The sequence below is a fragment of the Frankia sp. AgB1.9 genome, assembly GCF_016786355.1.
Lineage (GTDB): Bacteria > Actinomycetota > Actinomycetes > Frankiales > Frankiaceae > Pseudofrankia.
Genome location: NZ_JADWYX010000014.1, coordinates 68,799 through 84,448, shown reverse-complemented (window position 1 = coordinate 84,448; position 15,650 = coordinate 68,799). Strand labels below are relative to the sequence as shown.

Genomic DNA, 15,650 nt, shown 5'->3' with positions numbered 1-15,650 from the left:
CACCCGTCAACGTCCGCACGCACCGGTCGAACCTGTGGCTGGCCCGCCTCACGAGTCGGCGACAAGTGCCGCCAAGCGCGCCGCAAGCAGCCGGCTGTCGATGCCAAGTGGGCTCCAACAGTCGGAGCGACGCCCTGACCGCGGAGCGGATCGCTCACAGGCCGCCTTTCAGCGCGTCGAGGAGAGCGGGGGCGGAGTGGGCCGCGGCGGTCACGTTCGCCGCGACGAGGACGAGCAGGCCCAGCGTCAGCACGGCCGTCAGGGCGCCGAAGGCGCGCGTCACCCGCCTGGCCGTCCGGTCGGCCGGGGTCATTCGCCACAGCAGCACGCTGACGGCGAGGAGGGCGGCCGCCACGACCGCGGCGACCACGGCCAGCACCACGTGGTAGCGCGTGAACCCGTCCGTCATCACCTGGAGGGCCGGCGCCGTCCCTGTGCCCGACCCCGAGTAGGCCAGCTGTCGCGTGGCCTGGTCGAGCGCGCTGGCGAGTGCCGGGTCTCTCCCGCCCTCCTGCAGCATGGGCACGAGAGAGGAGAACGGCGCCGCCGCGCCCTGGATGTTCGCCATCACCGCCGCCAGCGCGAGCAGCGCGAGCGCGGCCGTGAGAACGCCGGCCGACGCGAGGCCGGCCCGTCTTACCCGGTCGCCGGCCTTCAGGAAATTCCTCCAGAGCCCGATGGTCAGCAGAATGAGGACCGCCAGCAGGAGCGCGGAGATCAGGCCTTTGACCAGGTGGTACCGATACCAGTAGTCGACGACCCGCGCGAGGTGCGGGGAAAGCCGCCGGTTGCCGGAACGCCAGTACTCGACGAACCCGCTGTGCACGGCCGCGATGAGCCGGTGGTGGTGGACGAGGTCGCCGTCCCCGCTGCCTGCCGCCAGTCGGCTCGGGGCCACGACGAAGGCGCCGACGAGAGCGGCGGCGCAGAGGGCCAGTGCCAGGAGCACGCGGCCTGAGGGATTCGGGCGTGGACCCGTGGCGGGTGATGGTGTGAGCATGGCTTTTACGATTTCGCGGGCGCGTCGCCCGGTCACCGGAGTGAGCCGGACAACGAAGGTGTGGCAGGCCCTACCCGGTCAACCGGACCCGCCGCGCGGAAAAGGCCACACCGCCGGTCGCCGTCAGGCGCGGAGATAGGCGAGGACGGCGAGCACGCGACGGTGCTGGGAGTCGTCGGGTGGCAGGCCGAGCTTGGCGAAGATGTTGCCGATGTGCTTCTCGACCGCGCTGGCGGACAGCACCAGCCGCCGGGCGATGGCCGTGTTCGAATGACCCTCGGCCATCAGGGCGAGCAGCTCTCGCTCCCGCGGGGTCAGCGACGCCAGTGCCCTGCCGCCGCGCTGCCCGTCCAGCAGGCGCACGACGACCTGCGGGTCGAGCACGGTCGCGCCGCCGGCGACCCGCTCCAGCGCGTCCAGGAACTCCCCGACCCGGCCGACCCGGTCCTTCAGCAGGTAGCCGACCCCACCGGAGCCGTCCGCGAGCAGGTCAGCCGCGTAGGAGGTCTCGACGTACTGGCTGAGCACCAGCACCGGCGAGCCGGGCAGGCGCGAGCGGAGGTCGATCGCCGCCCGCAGACCCTCATCCGTGTGCGTCGGCGGCATCCGGACGTCGACGACCGACACGTCCGGGCGGTGTCGCAGCACCGCCTCGACCAGGGCTGGGGCGTCACCGACCGCGGCCACCACCTGATGGCCCTCCTCGGCCAGCAGCCGGATGAGGCCCTCCCGCAACAGCACGGCGTCGTCGGCCACGACGATCCTCAGCCCGCCCTCGGGCAAGGGCGCGGGTCGTTCGGGCGTCTCGTCAGCGGCCGTCAGCGGCACGGCAGTTCCGCGGTGATCGTTGTCGGGCCGCCGAGCGGGCTGGCGAGGGAGAGCTGGCCGCCGACCGCGCGCACCCGGTCCCGCAGCCCGCGCAGCCCGTGGCCCTTGTCGAACGCGGCGCCGCCAGCCCCGTCGTCGGTCACCCAGATCCGCAGCAGCTCCGCTTCGTGGCGGAGCCCGATCACGCACCGGCCGGCCTGGCTGTGCTTGGCCACGTTGGTCAGGGCCTCCGAGACGACGAAGTACGCGGTCGTCTCGACCGCTGCCTCCGGCCGGTGGCTCAGGGTTCCCGCGTCGAGCAGGGCGGGAACCGTCGAGCGCAGGGCCAGCTCGGCGAGCGCCGCCCGCAGGCCGCGATCGACGAGGATCGGCGGGGCGATGCCCCGCGACAGGGCCCGCAGCTCCTCCAACGCCTCCTCGGCCTGGACCATGGCGTCGGCGAGTGCCTCCCGCACGGTCTCGGGCCTGCGTTCGAGATGGCGCTGCGCGCGGCCCAGCTCCATCGCCAGCCGGACCAGGCGTTGCTGCGGCCCGTCGTGGATGTCGCGCTCCAGCCGGCGCAGCGCCAGCGCCTCGGCGGTCAGCGCGGCGGCGGTCTGCGCCCGGGCGGTGTCGCGCTCCTGTTCCAGCCCGCGGATCCTGCGGCGGCGCGGGGAGGCGTCCGAGAGCAGCGCCCGTCCGAGACCGGCCTGCACGGCCACGCAGGTCCTGGTCAGCAGCGGCAGGGTCAACACCAGCAGCAGCCCGACCACGGTGCCGAAGACCATCCGCGTGGTCGGTGAGGTCAGGCCCAGGCTCAGGTCGACGTGGTACGGACCGCTGCCCGTACTCAGCGTCATCGGCGGCGGTGTCCCGGCGGCCGTGCCCCAGTTGCGCACCGCGGTCGTCGCGGCGCCGAGGCCGATGATCCACCACAGCGTCGTGATCACGGCGGTGACCAGCGCGACGGGCGGCAGGACCACCGCGTGCGCCAGGCTGAGCCACATCTTTGGGTCCGGCGCGGGGGCGCCGCCGCTCGGCCCGGGCAGAGGCCCCGGCCGCTCCGGGCCGGGTCTCGCCGCGCGGACTCGGTCGATCCGCCACCACTCCAGATCGGCGGACCAGTACATCGGCGCCGCGGCCGGCGCCCTTCCGACGGCCCGGCCCAGCATTGCCACGCAGAGACCGCCGAACGCGATCAGCAGGCCCGCGACCGCGCTGACGGGACCCGTCAGCAGGTACAGCGACTCCTTCAGGGTGCGACGCCCTACCCGCAAAACGGGACCGGCACCAGGCAATGACCGGCCCCCGGCCACGGTGGAGAACGAGCCGGCCATGGCTCCAGCGTAACGGCGGCCTTTCGTCCGGAGGTGTGCCCACGGCAGGCCGGCTCTGTCTGGTCCGGGACGTGCGAGCTCGTCCCGGACGTGCGAGCGGGGCGCGGCGAGCGAGGGTTTCCGAGCGCACCGCCACCGCAGGTCATGGCGGTGCTCGCATCGAGGTTCCCGTGGGGTTGGTTGCGACCGTCATCCGGATCGTGTTAAGCAGTCGACCAGCACATTGGGCGATCGCCCAGCACGCTGGGCGACCACCCAGGACGGCGCGCCTCGACGAGAGGATGAAGGACATGAGTGACGTCATTGAGGCCGATCCCTCAGGTGAGGGTCGCGGCTCGGGGATCATTCCGGTCTTCGACCCGTCCACGGAGGAGCGGATCGGGGAGGTACCCGACTCCGACCAGAAGGCCGTGGACGCGGCGGTGGCGCGCGCCCGTGAGACGTTCGATTCCGGTGTCTGGCGCAAGCTGCCCGCGAAGCGCCGCGCGGAGGTGCTCTTCCGCGCCGCGCAGATCATCCGGGACCGGACCGACGAGATCGCCGCGATCGAGTCCCGCGACAACGGCCTGAACCTGGCGGCCGCGCGCCACATCATCACGGTGTCGTACGACATGTTGATGTACTACGCCGGCTGGGTCGGCAAGATCCACGGCGAGTCGAGCAACGTCGTGTCCGACGGCCTGCTCGGCCGGTACGAGAACTACCACAACTTCACCCAGCTCGAACCGATCGGCGTCGTCGGTCTGATCATCCCCTGGAACGGGCCGTTCTTCGTCGCGATGCTCAAGGTCGCGCCCGCGCTCGCGGCCGGTTGCAGCGCCGTCCTCAAGCCCGCCGAGGAGACGCCTTTCAGCGCGCTGAAACTGGAAGAGATCTTCCGCGAGGCGGGCTGCCCGACGGCGTCCTGAACGTCATCACCGGCTACGGCGAAACCACCGGCGCCGCGCTCACCGCCCACCCCGACGTCGACAAGATCTCGTTCACCGGGTCGACCGAGGTCGGTCGCCTCATTGTCAAGGCGGCAGCCGGCAACCTCAAACGCCTCACCCTCGAACTCGGTGGCAAGTCGCCGCTGATCATGTTCGACGACGCCAACCTCAAGAAGGCCATTCCCGGCGCCGGCATGGGCCTGCTCGCCGGCTCGGGCCAGAACTGCTCCTGCACCTCACGCATCTACGTCCAGCGCGGGATCTACGACCAGGTCGTCGACAAGCTCGCCGCCTTCGCCCAGAAACTACCCATGGGCGGCAGCGACGAGCCCGGCTCGCTCCTCGGCCCACTGATCAGCGAAAAGCAGCGCCAGCGGGTGCTCGGCATCCTCGGCGACGGCGTGGCGGGCGGCGCCGAGGTGGTGACGGGCGGCAAGGTGATGGACCGCCGCGGCTACTTCGTCGAGGCGACGATCGTCACCAACACCACGCCGGACATGCGCCTCATCCGCGAGGAGATCTTCGGGCCGGTCGGCTGCGTCATCCCGTTTGACGACGAGGACGAAGTTCTCACGGCCGCGAACGACACCCGCTACGGACTCGCCGCGTCCCTCTGGACCGAAAGCCTCGGCCGCGCCCACCGCGTCGCCAACGAACTTCACGCCGGCCAGGTCTGGGTCAACTGCGCCATCGCCGCCGACCCCGCCATGCCCATCAGCGGCCACAAAGAATCCGGCTGGGGCGGCGAACGCGGCTGGAAGGGCATCGAGGGCTACTTCAACACCAAGGCCGTCTACATCAGCCACTGACCGTCCCAAATCCGTGGCCGGGACGGCGGCGAAAGGTGGCTGGCTCCGTCGGGATGACGGAGCCAGCCACCCGGCCACGGCGTGGTCGGCCGGTCAGCCGCAGGTGGTGGTCGCGAGCAGGTCGAGGGGTATGGAGTCGGCCATCTTCTGGTAGCCGGCGAGGTTGGGGTGCAGGTTGTCCGGGCTCGCGTAGGCGGGGAGTAGCTGGGTGGGATGCGCCGGGTCACGCAGGGCGGCGTCGAAGTCGACGACGCCGTCGGCGAGGTCCTGGTTACGGATCCAGGTGTTCACCTGCTCCCGGTACTTCTCGCTGTTGGGAGCGGCCAGGGTCCCGTCGACGAGGGCGTTGGACGCGGGGGTGATCGTGCCGAGCCAGATCTTGTGGCCGGCGTCGTGGGTCTTCCCGATGAGCTGGGTGTAGCCGTCCTCCAGCTGCTGGGGTGTGACGTTGTTGCCGAGGCCCAGGTCGTTGATTCCTTCGAGGACGAGGACGCCCGAAACGGCTGGGACGTTCAGCGCGTCGGCCTGGAAACGGGAGACACCGCTGGGGCCGTCCATGAGGCCGAGGCTGCCCAGGAGCTGGTTTGACCCGATGCCGGCGTTGACCACCGAGATGGGCTGGCCCGCGGCGGTCACCCGACGTTGTAGATCGTCGGGGTAGCGGCCGTTCTTGTCCGCGACCGACTTGTCCGCAGGAATACTGAAGAGGCCGCCGCCGACGAAGCCATCGGTGATGGAGTCGCCGAACGCCACGACTGACCGGGCGTTCGCCATCACATCGACGCCGTCGACGTACAGCCAGCTGAGCGTCTTGTTCGAGAAGCTCGACCCGCTGGTCTGGTTCGTGAGATCACCGGTGTTGGCGTTCGCGAGGTAGGAGGTCGCGTTCGCGTTCCAGTGCTTGGTCAGCGCACTGGTGGAACCCGCCAGGTAGATACTGACCGACAGCGGACTGAACGCGCTGACGTTCAGGGCCACCGGATCACTGGCGATATCCTGGCCGCCCGGCACCGTCACCGATGTCGCGCCACCGAACGTCACCGTCACCGGAGTTCCGATGGCGGCGCCCGCGCCCTGCGGCGCGACGGTGACGTGGGTGAACGTCAGCGGGCCGCTGCCGAACCGGTTGCTCAGGTGGAAGCGCGTTGACGATCCTCCGATGTGGGGTGTGACCACCATCCGGACGGTCTGGTTCTTCAACTGCAGCGGAAGGATTCCCAGCGACGCGTCGAACGGGACCGAGCCGTCGGTCGGGCTCGCGGTCCAGGCCGCGACCCACTGCGACGAGGGACACGTTCCTGCGCTGCCCGTGCTCGGCGTGGCACTCGCGCTGGCCAGGGGTGTCTCGGCCAGGCCCGCCGCCGCCAGGGCCAGTCCCGCGGCGGCTAAACCCGTGATGATTCTTCGTACACGCATTTGAATCCCGACTTCGAAGGTCCGGCCCCGTTCTCGGCGGTCGATACGGCGGAGCACCTCATTCGACCTTTCCTTCGACTCAACCGAAACATGGGGCGTGCCGATGGATATTTCGACAGCTTCCGCCAGGTCGGCCCGAAGCATAGGGAATTAAACCGAGACTCGAAAGTACCGGAGAATCTCACAACCGTTGTCTGGCTATCGCGATTTGAATTGAGTGAACAGGCGGCCGTCCGCACCCGGGGCCACCGACGCCGGCCCTCAGCTGGGACGGACCACCCTCGCCGACGCCGGCGGCTCTCGGCCCGGCGACCGCAAAAAGAGGGAGTACCACCGTCAACGGTGATCACACACCGGGGCGCCTCCGAGCGGAACCGAGAACGGATGACGTTGCAAGTCTCACTTCCGCGAGTAAGATACGACGCATGTCACGCCGGCAGCGCCACGCGTGGTGAGAACAAGGCGTGGCGACGCTCGCCGAAATCGGCGGACCATCCTCCAGGTCGCGGAAGAAGCGTTCTCGGACAGCTCCGATGTCGTGCCGCTCAACGAGATCGCGCGTCGCACCGGACTCGGGCGCGCGACGGTCTACCGCCACTTTCCCGATCGTCACGCGCTGGCCGGCGCCGTGGTCGCGGAGTACTTCGGCGCGCTCAAGGAGGCCGTCGACGCGACGATGAATGGGCGGCGCGCCTTCCGTGACCTTCTCCAGTGGGTCCTGGAAACAGGGGTCTCGATGCGCCCGCTCGTCACGCTCATGGGGGAACTGCCGCCCAATGCTCAGCAGCAGTACACGACGGAACTCATCGCCGTCCTGAGCCCGCCCTTCCACCTCGCGCAGGCACAGGGTCAGCTGCGTGAGGACGTCAGGCCGACGGATCTCGCGTGGATCATGGCCATGCTGACCGCCGCGACCGACATGGACGCGGCGGGCGCCTCCACGGCCGAAGCGGTCGGCGGCGACCGGAGCGCCGCGATAGAGCGACTCCTCAACGTCCTTCTCGACGGCCTCTTCATCGCGTCACAGCCCGCCATCGACCAGACAGCCGAGTGAGCCGCCTCAGCGGTTGAGGTAGGCGGCGGGTTCGCCGTCGGGCCGGCGCGGGCTTGGGGCGCGCCTGGTTGGCCGGTCGGATCCGGCGATGGCCTGCGTCCGCGGACTCAGGGCGAGACGATGGACGTCGGGTATCCGAGGCTTCACGAGCGTGGAGGGAACGGGTCTGCGATGGACGTCACCGGTTCCGGCGGCGACGGTCGGCGCGCCGAGCGGATGGCCCAGGCCCGCCGGCTGGTCGGCCAGGCCCGACAGGACCGCACCGTGCCCTGGTACCTCGCGTTCGTCTGTACCGCGATCGGGGCCGGCGCGTCGTTCGACGCGTTCGGCGCGGGCATCGGTTTTCTGTATGCCCTCGTGCTGTCCGGCGCGTTCGCGGGGCTGTCCTGGGGAACGCTGCGGCTGGTACCGGCCATGCTGGCGGACCTGAGCCAGGAAGGGGCCGGCACGTCGAGGACGTGGCTGACGGTGCTGCGGGCTCCGGTGACGGCCCGGGGATTCCTCGTCCTGGCCGCCACCGTCCCGGTCGCGGTGGCGCTCGTGAAGACGGTCGGGTTCTTCTTTCTCGGCGGGGTGGCGCTGGTGCTGGTCGCCACGGGTCTGGCCCTGGCCGCCGCGTGGGCGCTCAACCGCCCCTGACGACGGCGACTCTGACGACGGCGACTCTGACGACGGCGCCCCGCCCGACCGCCAGGCAGGCCTCCCGCTGGCCAACCGGGTCATAGATATTGGATAAAGTATTCCCTTGGTTGGGTCGGGGATACGGAGGAGCCGGTGGGCAGCAGGCTGCGGGTGGTCCAGTGGACCACCGGAAAGACCGGGACCGCCGCCGTGCGCGGGATGGTCGGCCATCCGGCGCTGGAGATCGTCGGGTGTTACGCGTACTCGCCGGAGAAGGTCGGGCGTGACGTCGGCGAGCTGGCCGGGATCGGTCCGATTGGGGTGACGGCGACCGACGACGTCGACGCGCTGCTGGCGCTGCGGCCGGACTGCGTGACCTACCTGGCCTACCGGCCGGACTTCGACCATCTCGAGCGGATCCTCGAAGCCGGCGTGAACGTCGTGACGACGATGTACATGCTGGCCGGATCCGGCTACGGCGAGGATGTTCGGGACCGGCTCGCGGCGGCCTGCGAGCGAGGCGGGGCGTCGCTCTACACGACGGGCGTCTACCCCGGGCACATGGGGATGACGGCGCTCGCGGTGAGCGCGATGTGCAGCCGCATCGACCGGATCTCGCTGCTGGAGTCGGTCGAGATGAGCGGCTACCCGAACGAGCGGATGTTCCGGGCGATGAGCATCGGTCTCGACCCGGCGGATCCGGCCGCGCCGGGGATGATCGAGGCCAACTGCGGGTCGTTCAAGGAGCAGATCCGGGTCATGGCCGGCGCACTCGCCGTCGACCTCGACGAGATCCGTTTCACGGCCGAGTTCGGGGTGGCGAACGACGACCTCGACTTCGGGTTCATGAAGCTGCGGAAAGGCCAGATCGCCGGGTTCAAGGGAGTCACCGCCGGGATCCACCGCGGCCGGTCGGTGATCGAGTGCCGGTTCGTCTGGAAGCTCGGGCACGACATGACACCGAACTGGCCGGTCGAGGACGGCTACGTGCTGGAGATCGAGGGCAGCCCCGGCGTGCGGGTCCAGCTCTCACCCCTCGGCGGGGCGCACTTCTCCGGCGCGGTCGCCACCGCGATGCCGGCGGTCAACGCGATCCCCCACGTCGTCGCGGCCCCTCCGGGCATCGTCAACCACACGGGCCTGCCGTTCGTCACGGGCCGCCACCTGCTGACCCGCGACCAGGCCGGCTAGCCCACCCCGGGCCGCCATCCACCGTCAACTCGAGCCACTACTCACAGTGAGTGACCGGCCGAGGGGCCTCTGACGGCCGCCGAAGGATCGTCTGCCGGATTCCTCGGCGGCCGTCCGGGTAGCCATGCCTGGTGGCACGTCGATGGCGCCGCCGTCGAAGATCGATCTCTCGCCGTGCCACCGGCGACAGGGGTGGTGCGATCAGCGGTGCCGGCTACCGAGGGTGATGGCGGGATGTGGGCAGTCGAGCTGTTCGACGTGCTCGAGATGGGCCTTACCCTCAGCGGCGTCGAGGACCGGCGGATTCGGCGCGCGAACGCGGCCGCGTGCCAGATGGCCGGCCGTGACGAGGCCGACCTGGTCGGCATGGACTGGCGCGACATGGTCGACCCAGCGCAGTTCGATGACCTGTTCGTCTCGATGGAGCGGGTTGTCGGCGGCGGCGAAAAGAGCAGGGGTCAGCGACTCGTCCGGTTGGTCCGCCCCGACGGGACCGTCACCCCCGCGTTGTCGTCCGGCGTGATCGTGGACGTCGACGGCGAACAGTGCGTCCTCGCGCAGTTCCAGGACGTCAGCGAACTGATCTCGACCCAGGTTCAGCTGCAGACGGTGCTCGACCATGTGCCGGTGGCGGTCTTCCTGCTCGACCAGGACGGCCGCGTGGTCGCGCGCGGCGGGTCCGCCACCCACGATCCGGTCGCGGAACCGGGCAGGTTCGACGAGTCGCGGATTCGCGCGGCGTTCCGCGACCGTCCGGACCTGGTGGCGTTGATGCGCCGTTCGATGGGCGGAGAGTACGTCCACGAGGTGCTCGAGGCCTACGGACGCTGGTACGACCTGCATCTCGTCCCGCTGCCTGGGGCGGGGGGACGACCCTCGTCGCTTGCCGGCGTCGCGAGCGACGTCACGGACCGCGAGCGGGCGACCGCGGAGCTGCTGGTCCGCACGGCCCGCCAGACGGCGCTCGCGGACCTCGCGCAACGCGCGCTGGAGAGCGCCGACGAGCAGCCGCTGTGGGATCACTGCGTCCGGACGCTGACCGAGCAGCTGGGCGCCGACCAGGTGGTGGTGCGCAGACACCTGGTCGACGATGGCCCGGCCGACGAGCTGGCGGGTCCACCCGGCTGGGGGGCGCCCGATCGCCCGCCGACCCCGGCGGGCGACGACGAGCGGCGATGGCCAGGCGAGGAGGCGCGGTGGGCCGACCGGGGCGCCCACCGCACCGGCGACCACCCTGCCGGCGACCACCCTGCCGGCGAGCGCGCCGCCGAGGAGCCGGAATCGGAGCGGTCCGTCGTACGGATACCGATCGGCTCCGCCACCGAGCCGCTCGCGACGATCACGATTCGTCGCGCTGCCCGCGAGCTGACCTCCGAGGACGTCGACTTCGCGCGGTCCGTCGGCGCGGTCCTCGGGTCGGCGGTGCTGCGGATCCGAGTGGAGGCGGCGACGCGCTTCTGGTCGCTGCATGACCCGCTGACGGGCCTGCCGAACCGGGGGGCGCTGCTGGACCGGCTGCGCCGAAGCCTGCGCCGGGCGCAACGGGACGGGCACCGGACCGGCGTCCTGTTCATCGACCTGGACGGCTTCAAGGCGGTGAACGACACCTTCGGCCATCAGGCCGGCGACGAGCTGCTGAAGGTGATCGGCGACCGGCTGCGGCGGGTGATCCGGCCCGGCGACGTCGTCAGCCGGCTGGGGGGCGACGAGTTCGCCATGCTGTGCGAGGGCGTGGACGGCCTGGACGACCTGCGCGCCATCGGCGAGCGGGTGATGCACGAGCTCGCGCCGCCGGTGGAGCTGCACCGGCCGGTCAGCGTCGGCGGAAGTGTCGGGCTGGCGCTGTCCGGCCCCGACCTCACGGACGCCGAGCAGCTGCTGGACGCGGCGGACGTGGCGATGTACCAGGCCAAGCAGGGCGGCCCGGGACGCTGCGTCGCCTACGACGAACGCGTCCGCGCGACGATCGCGACCCGGCTGCGCGACATCACCGAGCTGCGCCGGGCCTTCGGCGCCGGTGAGCTGAGGCCGCGGTTCCGGCCCGTCGCGGACCGCACTCGCACGGTCTTCGCCGCCGAGGCGGTCGCGTGCTGGCTGCATCCCACCCGCAGCTGGCTCGGACCCGAGGACATCGAGCCGATCGCGTTCGAGGCCGGGCTCAGCGGCGACCTCGACGGTTGGCTGGTCGACAACATGATCCGCTACCTGGAGGTGTTGCGGCGGCCAGACGCGCCCGGGCCCCCGGGACCGGCCGGCCACGGCGATCCGGGGCGCCCGCGCGAGCTCTGGCTCCGCCTCTCCGACCGCGGCCTGCGCGACGCCGCGCTGCGCAAGGAGCTCATCGCGCACGCCGCTGGTTCCGGCGAGCCGGCGGCTCGTGGCCCGGTGCCCTGCGTCCTGGTCCCCGACACGCTCAGGCGGGCGGACCGTCAGCAGTCCGACGCGATCATCGACGAGCTCGCCGAGGCCGGCGTCGCGGTCCGGCTCGACTTCGCCGAGCTCGGCCCCATCCGGGCGGTGACCGTGGACAGCCTTCCCCGTGGGCTCGTCGGGGTCCGGCTCAGCGACAAGAACGCCCGCGCGGTCGGGCACGACGAGACGGCGCAGGCGATCCTCGCCGGCCTGATCCGCATCCTGCACCTGCTGCGGCTGGACGTCACCGTCCGAGGGGTGGACACGCCGGCCGAGCTGGCCGCGGTCCGCGCGCTGAACTGTGACCTCTTCCAGGGCAGCGCGGTCGGCCCGGACCTCCACCACCGCCGGGCCGACAGCCGGTCGGCCTGTGGCGGGTCAGCCGCAGTGTGACCAGCCGCTGGTCCAGGAGACGCTGCCGAGGCTGCCGCCCCACTTCACGCAGATGGCCTTGGCCGCTACCTTCACCGGCCCGGCGTAGTACTGGTAGGAGCCCGAGTCGGTCACCTTCGCCGACCCGTTCTGCGCCTGCACCGAGGCCGACACCGACTGGGCCGTGCCCACGCCGGCACCGGACTTCATCGTCGCGACGCAGTTGGTGCCGCCGTTGTACATCAGGACGATCGTCACCGTCGTGGAGCCGCTGGTCAGCGTGTGGCTGTCGATCTGCGAGTAGCCGGAGCCGCACACCTGGGCAGCGGTGTAGGGGTTCTTCTTGGCGGTGGCCGGCGTGGCGGGCGCCGGTGCGGCGGTGTGCGTGGCCGCGGTCCCTGAGCCGGTACCGCCGCCCGTGCCGGTGCCTGCCGAAGGGACGGTGCCGGGGCCTGAACCCGTGACGACGCCTGGGCCGGCGCCGGCTCCCGGCACCGTTCCCGCGCTCGCGTTCGTGGCGCCCTGGCCGGCGGCCCCGGCGGTGTCCCCCGGAGCCTGGCCGAGCGAGCCGGGAGCCGCGCCGGCCGAGCCCGCGGCCTCGGCGCCCTGGACCGGGCCGTCGCCGGCGGACCGCGCGCGGCCCTGCCCGTCCTTCGGGACCAACCCGCCGGGACCCTGCGACGCGCCGGCGGCCTGCTGGTTGCTTCCGTGCCGCCCTCCCTGCGTCGCGGTTCCCGAGCCGTGCAGCGCCCAGGCCAGGATCGAGGCCACCAGGATCAGCACCGCCAGGGCGGCGGCGCCGACCAGCACGCCGCGGCGCCGGTTCGGGGCCGGCCCGGCGGCGCGTCGGCGCCCCGTCGGCGACGGTCCTCGGCGGTCGCTCAAGGGCGCCGAGACCGGCGGTACGACCGCTCCCCCGGGCTCGGGCGCACCGGCCGGTCCGAGCCGTGGTCCGGGCACCGCGGACCCGGGCACCGCGGGCCCAGCCTGGCGGGCCGAGGCGGCGGGTCGCGTCGGAACCGCCAGCTCGTCGCGGCCCGAGGGCAGCGGGCCGGTCGGCGCGTCGTGGATCGAGTCCGGGAGGGAGGAACTGGGGACGTCCACGTCTGTCGCCTCCGCTCCGCGAGGTCATGGCGGCGGGCGGGTAGGACGTGAGCTGCCCGCGCACCGGACCAGCGTAACGCCGCTAAAGGTCACTTTCTCCGTAGACATCCTGTAACGGTCGATATCCGGCAATAGGGGTGTATCGGAACAGCCGACGCCCGCTCGGGCGGCAGCCGCACACCCGGCCAGCGTCGGGTCCGGCGCGGTCGGCCCGCCGGCTTGATCGGTCATGGGCGGTTTGCGGTCCTTGGGAGCGCTTCGGAACCGCCTGGAGCCCCCGCGCCCGAGCGGGCCGCACGGTCCGACTTTGGGGTGACGGCCATGTCACGGAGGGTGTAAATGTTGGTGGGGCCCACCGGGGGGTACGGCAAGGGCGTCAGATCTTGGAGAGCCGGCGGGGGGGCCACCCGCCCCGACCCCGCACCCCCCACCACCCGGGGCATGCAAGGAAGGGAGACCGATGAGTAACACGATCAAGGACCGGCTCTCACACGTCACCGAGGCCGTCCCGGTCAGTGAGATTCCCGACGCGGCCCGCGCGGCCGCCGACCGGGCCGGACACGCCGTCGCCGACGCCACGGCCAAGGCCGGTCACGGCGTTGCCCGGGCGGGGCACACCGCGGCGTCCGCCACCCGGGACGCCGGCAGCGCCCTGGCCAGCAAGGTGGCGGACACGTCGAGCTCCGGTGTCGACTCGGTCAGCCGGCGGGCGACCAACGCGACGAAGGTCCCGGCCAGGACCGCGGTCAGGACGGCGACCAAGGCCGCGACGGTCTCCGGCCGCACCGCCCGGAAGATCGAGAAGGCCCGCGGCGCGGCGGAGCTCTCCGCCGAGCGGGCCCGCGGCGCGACCGAGCTGCGGGTCGAGAAGGCCCGGTCCGGCAAGGCCGTCCGGTCCGAGCGCAAGGCCCGGGAGGCGGCCGACAAGGCGCAGCTGGTGCTGGAGAACCGGCTCGGGAAGGCCGAGCGGAAGCTGGCCCGGGTGCACCGGCGGCGCCGGCGCGGCCTGGTCACGATGCTGCTGCTCGGTGGCGGCGCGGCGGCGACCGTCGCGGCTCGCAAGTACCTGCCCGGCTCCGGCCAGCAGGGCGAGACGAGCCTCGGCCACGACGAGCACCCGACCCCCACGACGCCGCCGACGACCACCGGCAGCGGGACGACGTCCGGCACCAACCTTCCGCCGGGCACGAACCTGGAGGCCGCCTCCGACGTCATCTCCGGCCGGATGGACGAGATGCCCGGCGTCGACTCCTCGCGACGCCCCATCATCTGACCGCACCGCCTGTCGACCGCACCGCCTGTGACCTCACCGTCCTGGGCGGGTGAGGTCCGCCCCTTGCCGCGTGGCGGCGGGCTTGCCGGCCGGCCGGGTACCCATACCCGGCCGGCCGTCGCGCGTCCAGGCCGGACCCACCACCCGCGCGGGCGGACGCGTGTTCGGGCGGCTGAGCCGGCGCGACAAGCACCTGTTCACCCGCGCTTCACCGTCCGGTTCTACGGTCGCGGCATGACGACCGCCCCCCATGTGCCCAGCTGGATCGAGCTCGCCGGCGCCTACAACGTGCGCGATCTCGGCGGCCTGCCCGCCGCCGGAGGCACCGTCCGGCCCCGGGTGCTGCTGCGCGGCGACAACCTCGACAGCCTCACCGCCGAGGACATCGCGTTGCTGGGCGAGGAGGTCGGGCTGCGCGCCATCGTGGATCTGCGCGCGTCCTTCGAGAACCCGAGAGCCGCCGAGTGGCTGCCGCGCCACGGCATCGGCTGGCTGCACGAACCGCTGCTCGACCTGACCGGGCTCACGGACCCGGCTGTCAGGAACGCCCAGGACGGCCGTGACTACGCCGGGCTCTACGCCCGGATGCTGGAGCCGGCCGGGCCCGGTCTGGCCCGCATCCTGGAGTTCCTCGTGTCAGGTCCGCGCACCCCGGCCCTCGTGCACTGCGCGGCGGGCAAGGACCGCACCGGTGTCACCGTCGCGGTCCTGCTGGCCGTCGCCGGTGTCGAGCGGGACGCGATCATCGCGGACTACCTCGCGACCGCGGAACGCATTCAGATCATCCGGGAGACGCTCGCCCGCAAGCCCGAGTACAGCCATCTCCGCGCGCGGATAGCCGCGAGCAAGCTTCCCGATGCCCCGCCCGTGGTCGACCCGAGGGCCATCGCCGGCGTTCTGGACCTCGTCGAGGCCGCACCGGGCGGCCCGGCGGGCTACCTCATCGCCAACGGTGCGACGCAGGACCAGATCGCCCGCTGGCACGAGCTGCTCATCGAGCCGAGCTGACCGATCGCCCCTCGACACCCAGGAGGCCGCAGTTGGCGTCGAGGTTGGCCGAGCCCGGTCACCCGGGAAGATCGTCAGGGCCACCATCGGCACACACGTAGCAGCGAGGCGATGACGGCAGCGCCGACCGACTCGTCTCCCTGTGCGACCGAAAGTACGGCGGGAAGGGTATCGGTCACCCCACGCCGCCCGCTGAGCGACGCAGATACCAGCGACTGGCCGATGACCGTTGCGCGCTGCTCGCGCGGGAGGTGCTCGGCGAGGTCACGCAGCAGCGCTGCGCGGACGTACGGCTCGTGGATGGTGCTCGCGGCGGC

12 protein-coding genes and 1 pseudogene are annotated in these 15,650 nt (G+C 71.9%); 7 read left to right on the top strand and 6 right to left on the bottom strand.

Annotation, left to right across the window (positions count from 1 at the left end; genetic code table 11):
* Positions 1 to 154: 154 nt before the first annotated feature.
* From I6A60_RS07480 to I6A60_RS07470, 3 genes are all read right to left on the bottom strand, one after another.
* Positions 155 to 949 (bottom strand): hypothetical protein, encoded by a 795-nt coding sequence (locus I6A60_RS07480; RefSeq protein ID WP_307873568.1) that lies wholly within the window; start codon positions 947 to 949, stop codon positions 155 to 157.
* 174 nt (positions 950 to 1,123) lie between these two features.
* A complete protein-coding gene (locus I6A60_RS07475) occupies positions 1,124 to 1,768 on the bottom strand; it encodes a response regulator transcription factor (protein ID WP_203021295.1) in 645 nt (214 codons plus the stop codon).
* A 50-nt stretch (positions 1,769 to 1,818) separates the two neighbouring features.
* Positions 1,819 to 3,144, bottom strand: coding sequence for a histidine kinase (locus I6A60_RS07470; RefSeq protein WP_203021244.1), 1,326 nt, complete (start codon positions 3,142 to 3,144; stop codon positions 1,819 to 1,821).
* A gap of 290 nt (positions 3,145 to 3,434) precedes the next feature.
* On the opposite strand from I6A60_RS07470, the pseudogene I6A60_RS43920 reads away from it, so the two are divergent.
* Positions 3,435 to 4,882, top strand: a pseudogene (locus tag I6A60_RS43920) (aldehyde dehydrogenase family protein).
* Positions 4,883 to 4,975: 93 nt separating this feature from the next.
* Here the strand turns inward: I6A60_RS43920 and I6A60_RS07460 are convergent.
* Complete coding sequence (locus tag I6A60_RS07460) at positions 4,976 to 6,298, bottom strand: GDSL-type esterase/lipase family protein (protein WP_203023551.1); 1,323 nt, start codon at positions 6,296 to 6,298, stop codon at positions 4,976 to 4,978.
* 448 nt (positions 6,299 to 6,746) lie between these two features.
* Between I6A60_RS07460 and I6A60_RS07455 the strand changes: the two genes are divergently transcribed.
* From I6A60_RS07455 to I6A60_RS07440, 4 genes are all read left to right on the top strand, one after another.
* Entirely contained in the window at positions 6,747 to 7,352 is a 606-nt protein-coding gene (locus I6A60_RS07455; RefSeq protein ID WP_307873567.1) for a TetR/AcrR family transcriptional regulator, read from the top strand.
* Between the two features lie 171 nt (positions 7,353 to 7,523).
* Complete coding sequence (locus I6A60_RS07450; RefSeq protein WP_203023554.1) at positions 7,524 to 7,991, top strand: hypothetical protein; 468 nt, start codon at positions 7,524 to 7,526, stop codon at positions 7,989 to 7,991.
* A 135-nt stretch (positions 7,992 to 8,126) separates the two neighbouring features.
* Positions 8,127 to 9,164 carry a dihydrodipicolinate reductase gene (locus tag I6A60_RS07445; protein WP_203023556.1) on the top strand — a complete coding sequence of 346 codons (1,038 nt, stop codon included), beginning with the start codon at positions 8,127 to 8,129 and terminating at the stop codon, positions 9,162 to 9,164.
* Positions 9,165 to 9,398: 234 nt separating this feature from the next.
* Positions 9,399 to 11,969, top strand: coding sequence for a diguanylate cyclase domain-containing protein (locus tag I6A60_RS07440; protein WP_203023558.1), 2,571 nt, complete (start codon positions 9,399 to 9,401; stop codon positions 11,967 to 11,969).
* Here the strand turns inward: I6A60_RS07440 and I6A60_RS41350 are convergent.
* Positions 11,955 to 13,052, bottom strand: a complete 1,098-nt coding sequence (locus I6A60_RS41350) for a serine/threonine protein kinase (protein ID WP_307873566.1) — start codon at positions 13,050 to 13,052, stop codon at positions 11,955 to 11,957. The two genes, I6A60_RS07440 and I6A60_RS41350, sit on opposite strands and share 15 nt — an antisense overlap.
* Before the next feature lie 460 nt (positions 13,053 to 13,512).
* Here I6A60_RS41350 and I6A60_RS07430 point away from each other — a divergent pair, with 460 nt between their 5' ends.
* Together I6A60_RS07430 and I6A60_RS07425 are read left to right on the top strand one after the other, a co-directional pair.
* The gene (locus I6A60_RS07430) at positions 13,513 to 14,325 is read left to right on the top strand and encodes a hypothetical protein (RefSeq protein WP_203023560.1); all 813 of its coding nucleotides are present in this window, start codon (positions 13,513 to 13,515) and stop codon (positions 14,323 to 14,325) included.
* 234 nt (positions 14,326 to 14,559) lie between these two features.
* The gene (locus I6A60_RS07425; RefSeq protein WP_203011928.1) at positions 14,560 to 15,333 is read left to right on the top strand and encodes a tyrosine-protein phosphatase; all 774 of its coding nucleotides are present in this window, start codon (positions 14,560 to 14,562) and stop codon (positions 15,331 to 15,333) included.
* A gap of 74 nt (positions 15,334 to 15,407) precedes the next feature.
* Here I6A60_RS07425 and I6A60_RS07420 read toward each other — a convergent pair.
* Positions 15,408 to 15,650: hypothetical protein (locus I6A60_RS07420; protein ID WP_203011929.1), on the bottom strand; the 243-nt coding region annotated here is incomplete at its 5' end.